Source organism: Pedobacter sp. 01T416_2 (assembly GCF_056398925.1).
The window spans coordinates 1-10,424 of record NZ_JBFTQI010000115.1; the positions used below are offsets into that span (position 1 = coordinate 1).

7 protein-coding genes are annotated in these 10,424 nt (G+C 38.7%); 2 read left to right on the forward strand and 5 right to left on the reverse strand.

The features are described 5' to 3' along the window. The first annotated feature begins 476 nt into the window (after window positions 1-476). Both AC1DPQ_RS07160 and AC1DPQ_RS07165 read left to right on the forward strand, forming a co-directional pair. Window positions 477-1,109, forward strand: coding sequence for a nitroreductase family protein (locus AC1DPQ_RS07160; protein WP_057932199.1), 633 nt, complete (start codon window positions 477-479; stop codon window positions 1,107-1,109). 313 nt (window positions 1,110-1,422) lie between these two features. Then, window positions 1,423-4,149, forward strand: a complete 2,727-nt coding sequence (locus AC1DPQ_RS07165; RefSeq protein ID WP_477608565.1) for a carboxypeptidase regulatory-like domain-containing protein — start codon at window positions 1,423-1,425, stop codon at window positions 4,147-4,149. 146 nt (window positions 4,150-4,295) lie between these two features. Here the strand turns inward: AC1DPQ_RS07165 and AC1DPQ_RS07170 are convergent, their stop codons facing one another. From AC1DPQ_RS07170 to AC1DPQ_RS07190, 5 genes are all read right to left on the reverse strand, one after another. Further along, window positions 4,296-5,252, reverse strand: coding sequence for a 2-hydroxyacid dehydrogenase (locus tag AC1DPQ_RS07170; RefSeq protein WP_477608567.1), 957 nt, complete (start codon window positions 5,250-5,252; stop codon window positions 4,296-4,298). Window positions 5,253-5,316: 64 nt separating this feature from the next. Further along, on the reverse strand, window positions 5,317-6,126 hold the full coding sequence (locus tag AC1DPQ_RS07175; protein WP_477584830.1) for a DUF4249 domain-containing protein: 810 nt from the start codon (window positions 6,124-6,126) through the stop codon (window positions 5,317-5,319). A 4-nt stretch (window positions 6,127-6,130) separates the two neighbouring features. After that, the gene (locus AC1DPQ_RS07180) at window positions 6,131-8,455 is read right to left on the reverse strand and encodes a TonB-dependent receptor (protein WP_477608568.1); all 2,325 of its coding nucleotides are present in this window, start codon (window positions 8,453-8,455) and stop codon (window positions 6,131-6,133) included. 97 nt (window positions 8,456-8,552) lie between these two features. Continuing rightward, window positions 8,553-9,752: a multiheme c-type cytochrome gene (locus AC1DPQ_RS07185; protein WP_477584832.1), complete on the reverse strand. Its 1,200-nt coding sequence runs from the start codon at window positions 9,750-9,752 to the stop codon at window positions 8,553-8,555. A 15-nt stretch (window positions 9,753-9,767) separates the two neighbouring features. Further along, window positions 9,768-10,424 (reverse strand): carbohydrate-binding protein (locus AC1DPQ_RS07190; protein ID WP_477608569.1); only part of this gene is annotated, 657 nt, incomplete at its 5' end.

Genomic DNA, 10,424 nt, shown 5'->3' on the forward strand with positions numbered 1-10,424 from the left:
TCGAAATAAATAAAACATTTGTCCTTCGACAGGCTCAGGATGACAATGTTTTTTGTTTTCTCCTTAACTTAATGACATTGGGGTAACGCTTTAACCAGGGCTAAGTGGCCAAAACAGTTTTTCATTTTGGGGGTTGCAGGGCGCACAAACCCTTGTTCCTAAACCCGATTGCAGCGAACATACCGATCCTTCATCGGTATAAAGCGCAAAGCGGGGCCGAAAACCTCCAAGAACCACAAGCCTTTCATTTTCTAATTTTAATAAAGCTCTTTTCCATTTCGGTCGGTGAGACACCAATCCTGTTTCTTTATTTCGCATCTTATTCCGTTGACTGAAGTCAACGGCTAAGCCTCCTCTTTACCGCTGGCTTCAGCCAACGGAGCCCAAACAAAAATTTTTCTTACCATACATCAACAATAGGTTTGTTCCTTATCTCCATATTTGCTTCATAAAATTTAAAAAAAATCTTCAAAAATATGAGCTTAATAGATGCCCTAAACTGGCGTTATGCCGTTAAGAAAATGAACGGTCAACCTGTTGAACAAGAAAAGGTTGATAAAATTATTGCTGCAGCACACTTGGCACCAACATCATCTGGTTTACAGCCATTTAAAGTGATTGTGGTAACCAACCAGGAGTTAAAAGAGAAAATCGCACCGATTGCTTATAACCAATCGCAGGTTATCGATTCTTCTCACCTATTGATTTTCGCAGCCAACGAGAACTATACTGAAGAAGGTATTGATGCCGTTTTTAGCAGAATGAACGCTGAACGTGGCTTACCAGAAAGTGGAACTGATGCTTACAAAGCACAATTAAAAGGCATGGTATTATCCAGAACTGCTGAAGAAAACTTTAACCATGCAGCCCGTCAAGCTTATATCGGTTTCGGCATTGCCATTGCAGAAGCAGCTTTGTTAAAAGTAGATGCCACACCAATGGAAGGCTTTAATGGCCCTGCTTTAGATGAACTTTTAGGTTTAGATAAAAAAGGCTTAAAAAGTGTTACCCTATTGCCATTAGGAAACAGGGATGAAGCTGGCGATTGGTTGGTAAACCTTAAAAAAGTACGTTCACCTAAAGAAGAATTTTTGATCGAGTTTAAATAACAGGCAAACAACACTATATTTAAAACGGGCCGCTATTTAGCGGCTTGTTTTGTTTTAGAATAGTTAGTTTGGCGCTGGGAGTTTGGCGTTTGGAGTCGATTAACCGATTTAAACAATTAACCGGTTAACCTAAAAAGTACTCACATATTAGATCCTGAAACAAGTTCAGGAGGACGGTATACGGGGAATGAACCAGTGAACTAATGACCAATGAACTTAAATCTTTTGTAAAAAAATGTTAAACATCATCACATTTTATGTGCTCTATTTATAATTGGATATATTTACGGGCTTAGCATTTAATATCCAATACATGAAGATTTTTAGATTATCGTTTATAATACTGTCACTTCTATCAGCACTAAGTTTTTCTTCGTCGGCACAAACCGACACCATTAGCATAAACAGCATCATTACCAAAACGAATAAGGTATTGAGCGATTATCCTGCAGAAAAAATTTATCTTCATTTCGATAAACCCTATTACGCCGTTGCCGATACGGTTTGGTTTAAAGCATATGTTACCGAAAACCAGAATTTCTTATCTGCAATTAGTAAGATCATTTATGTTGATGTGATCAATCAGAAAGATTCGCTTATCCAAACCCTAAAACTACCCATTACCGGTGGTTTTGCTTACGGCAGTTTCCCCTTAGATCAGATTAATTATAAACAAGGTAACTACCATATCAGGGCTTATACTTTGTGGATGCTAAACAGTGAAGATCCTGCTTATTTTAACAAGACTTTTTATGTAGGGGAAGCCATTGACAAGGAAGTGAAAACCCATATCACTTATAAAAATACCTCTACTGATAAGTTAGAAAAAATTGATGCACGCGTACAATTTAAAGATGCCAATAATAAACCTTATGCCAATAAAAATGTAAGCTGGCAAGTGGTTACCAGTTATACCGTTATTGCCAAAGGAAGGGGCACAACAGATGCCAATGGCTTTTTAACAATAGCCATGAGCAATGCACAAAAGGCAGAATATCAATTACAAAAAGGCGAACTGATTACCAGCATCAATACAACTGATAAAGATGTGGCAAGCAGTAGCTTTCAACTTAAAAACGCTATCGTAAGCAAAGATTTTCAATTTTTCCCTGAAGGTGGAAGTTTAATTGCCGGCTTAACCAACAAGGTAGCCTTTAAAGCCATTAAAAGTGATGGTTTGGGCATTAACGCTAAAGGCACAGTAACGGATAACGATGGCAAAACTGTTACTACTTTTACCGCTCAGCATTTAGGAATGGGCAGTTTCAACTTATTGGCCGAAGCTGGAAAAACCTACAAAGCGACAGTTACTTATGCTGATGGCACTACTCAAAATTATAATTTGCCTGCAGTGGCAGCAAATGGTGTTGCCATAAATATAGATAATAGCAGCGCCGATAATGTGGCCATAAAAATTGCAGCMAATGATGCTTTCTTTGAGCAAAACCAAGGCAAAAAGCTTTATTTAATTGCGCAGAGCAAAGGCGTGATCTGCTATGGTGCACAAACAGCATTATCAAACAAAGAATACAATACGACCGTACTTAAATCTAAATTCCCGAATGGAATTGCACAGTTTACCTTATTTAATGAATTTGGTAAACCCTTAAGCGAACGCTTGGTTTTTGTTCAGCATAAAAATACCATGGCCGTAACTTTAACCAGTGCTGCAACTACTTACGGAATCAAGAAAAAGGTTAAAATAAATGTGGCGGCTAAAAAAGACGGCGCCCCTGTAGAAGGTAGCTTCTCGGTAGCTGTTGTAGATGAGTCGAAGGTTCCATCAAGTGAGGACGCAACCAGTACGATATTAACAGGGCTATTATTAAGCAGCGATGTTAAGGGTTATATCGAAAAAGCAAATTATTACTTTAATGCACCCGATGCGAAGAAAAACGCAGATTTAGATGTATTGTTACTTACCCAGGGCTACCGCAGTTTCAAATACACTGATATTATTGCCAATAAATTACCTAAAATTGATTTCTTACCCGAACAAGGCATCGAAATTTCGGGTATTTTACGCCAGAATAACGGTATTCCGGTTAGAAAAGGATCGTTGTTATTAACCATTCCCGATAAACGTTTTAATTTAGAAGCTACCACAGATCCTGTTGGGAATTTTAAATTCCAAAACCTGATGTTTAACGATTCATCTAAAGTTACCATTACCGCTAAGTACAACATGAACTATAAAAACATGACATTAAGCTTAAACGGTGCACCTGTTCCTTCTTTAACGAGAAACTTTAGTGCTGCTGAAGAGGTTTTAAACATCGATAGTGCTTTAACCAGCTACCTGGATAACAGCAAAAGACAATATGCTTATTTACACACTTTAAAAGATGTAAACATTAAAGCAGCTGTTGTTCCAAAAGTAAGCCATAAAGATTATCCGGCATTAAGCGGGCTTAGCCAAATGGCCGACCATGAAGTGAGTGGAGATAGATTAAAAGGTTGTGGTTTACTGATTAACTGTTTACAGGGCATGTTGGCTGGTGTTACTTTTGCAGATAACAATTTCTACGTGAGCAGAGATTATAACCAGGGCAAAAAAATCCCGATGGGTATCTTTATCAATGGCATGAATGTGGATGTAAACCAGATCAATACGCTTGATGCCAACCAGATCGAATCAGTTGAGGTATTTTTAAGAGATGAATTAGGCTTGGTAAACCGGGCAAACAATGTAAATGGGGTTATTGTATTCAATCAAAAGAAAGCACCTAAAGGCACTAAAATATCTAAAGCGCAGCTGATGGATATGCTACCCAAATACTACGAACTTACTTTCTCACCACAGGGTTACAACAAAGAAAAACAGTTCTATTCTCCAAAATACGATGTTCCTGCAAGCATGAACCGCAATGATTTAAGAACTACCATTTACTGGAACCCTAAAGTGGTAACCGATGCTACGGGCAATACTTCTTTCGAATATTACAATGCAGATGGCAAAGGCCAGTATAAAGTAATTATCGAGGGTATAGATGCTAACGGAAATTTAGGAAGATCGGTATTTAAGTACACCGTAAAATAGATTAGTGTAGGCAGTCCAATGGTTGATAGTCCATAGCCAATAGCTAACAGACTATCAACCATTTTAGATTTGAGTAGTTAAGGGATCATGGCCATCAGACTATAAACCATTAACTATTAACCCAACAGAAAATTTTCATTCTCCTCTTATACCTCAAACGGCAACTTCTCTCCTTTTAAACCAGCCAGAACATTTTTAACAATAATCCGTGCCATGGCCGCTCGGGTTTCTTCGGTAGCTGAGCCGATATGTGGCAAAACAGCAACACTTTCCATTGATAGCAAAGGATTATCTTTATCCATTGGCTCCGGATTGGTTACATCTAAACCTGCTCCCCAAATGATTTTTTCTTCGAGCGCCTGGATCAAATCTTTTTCATTTTGAATACCACCTCTGGCCGTGTTAATAAAAATCGAATTGGGTTTCATCTGTTTAAAAACATCAAGCGTAAATTTACTCTTAGTTTCGGGCGTTAGCGCAGTATGTACAGATAATACATCACTTTGTGTCAAAAGCTCTTTGAACGAAACATATTTGGCTCCGATTTCTTTTTCAGCTTCTTCGTTACGCGATCTGTTGTGATAAATTACCTCCATTTGGTAGGCAGCCTTACATTTTTTGGCCATCTCTAATCCAATTTTCCCCAGGCCAAAAACACCGAGCGTTTTGCCATTTACCTCAATTCCGAGTTCGGGTGATGGCTCATAGTTTTTCCATTCGCCTTTAATGATTTTTTTGTGCGAGAAAAAGGCCTTTCGCGATACGGCTAGCATCAATAAAAAAGCAGTGTCGGCAGTTGCGCCGCTCAAAACACCAGGCGTATTTCCGATTGGAATATTTAATTTTTTGGCGGCAGCTACATCTACCTGATCGTAACCTACAGAATGTAAAGCAATAACCTTTAAATGGCTACAGGCCTTTAAAAATTGGGCATTAATCTTATTTGGCCCGACGCTGATCAAGGCATCCTGGCCTTGACAGGCTTCAATCAGTTCTTCGGCTGTAATCTGTCGGTTTTCTTTCCATTGGATAATCGAAATATTATTTTCTTCCAGTTCTTTTATGCCAACTGAAGCAATGTTGCCACTTATAAATACTTTCATGTTTTATTTAACATTAAAAATTCTAAGGTGTTTTGGATAATACCAATTGACTTATTTATGGGTACTATTTCACAGTTGCTGATAACATCTGGTAAGTATTGGCACTAAAATAGCCCAATGCCTGGTTAGAGATATTAGAAGTTGGATTAGCCGGAGTTGTACCCTGGTTTGGCCCCCGGTTCGATTGCTGACTTAAAGCATACCAATAATCGAAAATATTGGAATCGATACACTCCATTTCTATTTTAATCTTGTCGTTCGAATTCAACTCATCACTGTCGTGGTCGTTAGTAGGTGGTTTAAAAAATAGCTGAATCCTTAAATCGTTCCCATTTGTTAAACGATCGTTATTTACATAAAAACGTTCTGATAAAATATCATTTACATAAAGGTTAAAATGGTAAAAATTGGTTTCGTTGACCGGGTCTTTTAAAAATACAGCAGCAGTTTTGCGTTCGCGACCAAAGAAAAAGTTTTTAATCACCCCTATCGAATCCATTTTAACCACATTGGGCATTTTTGAGCTGGCGGTGTAGGTTTGTCCTTCGGCAGTAACATTTAAATTATACGTAACACCTGGCACGCCCTTCATTTTATTGATATAAGTTCCTGGTGTTGTGCCTTCTTTAAAAACATAAGTATTTCCCTTATTATCGGTTACAGTTACGCTTGCTCCCGAAACTTTCGGAAAAATATTGGCTTCGGTATAACCGATGGTTTTGCTGATCTTAATCTGCTGATCGATCAGCGAATCGTTAATTACACCTTCAATTACCAGTTGAGGATCGGCATTTTCGGTTTCAATTTGAATAATTTTCTTGCAGCCTGTAAAACAGAAAGTAAACAGCGAAAAGTATATAATCAGTTTTTTCATGCTTTTAAAATTTAAAGTTCCAGGTAATTGAAGGGATAAGACCGAACAGCGAAGTTTGCTGGGCAGCAGTTTTGCCTGGATGATCAGGATCAGTAATAAATTCAATGGCATAAGGATTTTTCCGGGCCAATAAATTATAGATTCCAAAATTCCAGCTCGATTGATATTTCTTCCTCACTTTCCCCTCTAAAGTTGCACTTACATCCCAACGCATATTATAAGGCATTCGGCCTGCATTTCTTTGCGTATAATAATAAGCAGCCTGGCCACCTATAGTATATTTCCCTGCCGGATACGTAACGGCATTACCAGTGCTGTAAATAAAGCTCGATGAGAATGTCCACCGCTTGGTCATGTTGTAAATACCCACTAACGAAATATCATGCGTACGATCTTGCCGTGCGGGAAAATATTTACCATTATTGAGTTCTGTAAATTTACGTTCAGTACGCGATAAGGTATATCCCACCCAACCGTTCAGCTTACCAAATTTCTTTTTAAAAAATAGCTCCATTCCATAAGCCCTGCCTACTCCATATAAAAGTTCTGATTCTACATTTGAGTTAGCCAATAATTCGGCCGCATTTTTATAGTCGATCTGATTCTGGAGCCACTTATAATAAATTTCTCCCGAGAGTTCGTAATTGTTGTCCTGAATATTTTTGAAATACCCCAAAGCCACCTGATCGGCAATTTCGGGTTTAATATTGGTACTGCTCAATACATACTGATCGGTTGGTGAGCTGGAAGTAGCGTTGGTTAAAATATGGACGTTCTGGGTATTCCGGTTATAAGAAGCCTTGATCGAATTTTCTTCATTAAACAGATAGCTCACCGAAAAACGTGGCTCCAGGTTAAAGTAGTTTTTATGAAATTTCCCCTTGGCTACATTTTCTGTCGACAGGGTATTCCCATCAGCATCATAGGTACTAAAATTACCGGGGCCCATTAAAGAAAAAGCAGCCAAACGTATACCATATAAAAAGTTTAAATGTTCGTTTACGGCCCATTCGTCAGAAATGTAAGCTGCTGATTCTATGCCATAACGCCTTTCCTGCGTAAGCGAATTTACCTGCGATGCTTCATCGCTATCAATATCAATCGGCGAAATACGGTGCTGTGTGGCATTGATACCAAAACGAAGTGTATGCTTGTTGCTGAAATACTGAAAATCTTCTTTAAAGTTAAAATCCCGAACCAGTGAGGTTGCTTTAAAGTTGGTCGCATCATTTAATAAGCGAACGGTATAATTATAGTTGTTGTAAATTAACGAGGTATTCGAAAACAAACGGTCGCTAAAAATATGGTTTAACCGGATGGTGGTGGTTACATTGCCCCAGTTGTTTTCGAACAGGTCTTTAACGCCGATATTATCCTTGCCAAAATAGCCTGAAATATAAATGGTATTTTTATCATTGATCTTATAATTTGCCTTTGCATTAATATCATAAAAATTTAAGGTACTCCCATTTACAGTCGAATCGGGCGAAGACCTTAAAAACAGATCGATATACGTTCTGCGGAAACTCACCATAAAAGAACCCCTGTCTTTTACAATCGGTCCTTCTGCTTTTACACGCGAGGCAATCAATCCGATCCCACCCTGKAATTTAAATTCCTTATTGTTCCCATCGTCCATTTTAACATCTAAAACCGACGATAAACGACCGCCATACTGAGCAGGCATACCACCTTTGTATAAACTTACATCCTTAATTGCATCAGCATTAAAAGTGGAGAAARAGCCAAGCAAATGAGAGGAGTTATATACCACCGCTTCATCCAGAATAATTAAATTCTGATCGGCAGCACCACCGCGCACATAGAAACCTGTATTCCCCTCACCACCCGATTTTACGCCTGGTAACAGCTGGATGGTTTTTAAGATATCCTTTTCACCAAGCAGTACAGGTATAGAATTAAGCGATTTCATATCGATCCTTTCCAAACCCATTTGCGCACTTTTAACGTTTTCGTTTTTACGGTTATTGGCACTTACAGTTACTTCATCCAAATCGTTTGCACTTTTTAATTCTTCGTTCAGCTTGGTATCTTTAGTTAAATTGATGGTTTTAACAATGGATGCATAACCCGTATAACTTACGGCCACAGTATAGGTACCTTCGGACTGTGTTAAAGCAAAATAACCATAATTATTGGTTAGGGTTGCTGCGGTAGAAGCTCCAGTAATCCTTACTGTAGCGCCGATTAAAGTTTCGCCTGTGCCTGCATCGCGGATGGTACCGCTAAGGGTAAATTTCTTTTGAGCAAAAATAGAGGTTGAGAGAAAAAGGAGGAGGAATAAAGTTAAGTAGTGTTTTATGAGCATATTGGCTACTATCTAATTTTTTAAGGTGGAAACCAAATGTACGAAATCCAAGTCCTATTAATGGATAGTGGGGAATTTCTTAATACAAGTTTGGGTTTTACTTATTAATAACGGGATAAATGGCAATATGGTGTGAGCGTAACCGGTATGGGCTCAAATGATCTTTACCCGCCTGTTGAAAGGTGATCAGTTTTGAAGATTCTTTAGGCATATGGCAGTCGATACAATTGGTACTGAGCGATCCTTTAGCTAAAGTGGCTTTGCTATGATTGGTGCTTTTGTGGCAATTGATACACCGCTGAGAATAGAGGCTTAAATTCCCTTTAATATTTTCGTGTGTATTGTGGCAGGATTGGCAAGTCATGGTTTCACTTTTCCGATAACAATTACTGCCCTCTAGCATGGCACTTTGGTTACCGTGTACATCAATATTACCACCACCAAAACCTGTAAAATCCTGCGAATAATAAGCCTCTAAATCGTCGCCGGGCTGGAAGCCGAATACAGATCGCTGTGCCACCAAAGTATTGCCCGAATGACAAACAGCGCAAACATCCATCTTTTGTTTTCGGGTAAGTGTTTTATACAATGTGATAAATTTTGCTGTCTTTTCTTCAGGGTTCTCCATATGAAAAACAACATGCTGTTTACCTGGTCCGTGGCAACGTTCACAATCTATCCCATAAATAACAGCGCCTTTTTCCATTTCCTCAACTTTTGAAAAAGTAGATTTTTGTGTGATTTTAGTCGCTACATAGGATGCGTGGCACTCTAAACAACGGCTCGTTATCGCCCGATCATAATAAAAGCTTTCTTTTGGAAAACCAGGGCTGATGGCCCAATTCTTAATAGTAGCGAAGTAAGATAAAGGCAGTTCGTACATTTTCTTGCCTTGCCAATAGGTATAAGTATAGGCTTTTTCACCTGAACCAAACTGCATATCAAACTTTTGCGCACGTACAGCTTTGCCATTGTGATAAGCCACCTGAAATATACCGCTGTCTCTCTTTTCTATTACTACTTTTTGGGTTGCATCATATTGGAAACTATTCGAATCAGGGGCGAAAATTTTTAATAAAGTTGCATCTATCACGGGCTTAGAAGTTAAACCATGCGGACTATGTGCATAAGACTGCGATAAATCTTTATGGCATTTAACACAGGTAGCCGCTCCGGTATAAGCCTCGCCCCTTGCATCTGTGGGCAATTGATCGGTCACATTCATGCATCTCGAAAGAACAACAACCGCAATGGCAATTGCGCCCAAAATGAGTAGGATACGTTTTACGCCTTTCAAGATGATGTTTTGTTTTTATTTTACAAATTGAATATAACCAAAATTATAGCCCCCTGCATCTGTCAGCACCTTAATTTTTTGCTTGCCCGCCTTTAAAACAACGTTCTTTACCTCAAAGGTTGCAAACTTCTTATTATCTCCGGTATTTGGAACCGCAATATCTTTGGCTACGACTTTATTATCAATCACAATGGTCATTCTACCTGAAACATTATCTGCCGCAGCATTTATTTTTAAAGTGTAGGTTCCTTTTTGCGAAACATTTACGGTGTACTGTAACCACTCTCCTTTTTCAATATGGTTTACATAATACTTTTCGTATTGGGTAGAATCTTTTGCAATATCCACCCCATCATTCCGGTAAATCCGACCACGGTTACCTGCACTTCTTTTTCCTGTTGAGGTATGGTAATCGGCAGTATCGGTATCGAAATAAGCTTTGCCATTTTTACCTAAATCGTAATCTACAGCGTACACAATGCTTTTATCACTAATAAAACTGGGCTTAAACGGCTTGGTTTCATTACTAAAGGGCTGACGGATCATCGCATCTATCACATCCCTGTGAATAATCGTATTTTCTAATCTCGAATAAATAGCCAGTTCCATTAAACCGCTGTATACATTGCTATCTTTAGGTTTGTCTCCACCGTTATTGAAGTACTTTACCAG

Excerpts from the sequence above, each read along its gene's own strand:
- AC1DPQ_RS07160 (WP_057932199.1), top strand. The coding sequence starts at position 477 with ATGAGCTTAATAGATGCCCTAAACTGGCGTTATGCCGTTAAGAAAATG.
- AC1DPQ_RS07175 (WP_477584830.1), bottom strand. The coding sequence starts at position 6,126 with ATGAAAAAACTGATTATATACTTTTCGCTGTTTACTTTCTGTTTTACA.
- AC1DPQ_RS07170 (WP_477608567.1), bottom strand. The coding sequence starts at position 5,252 with ATGAAAGTATTTATAAGTGGCAACATTGCTTCAGTTGGCATAAAAGAA.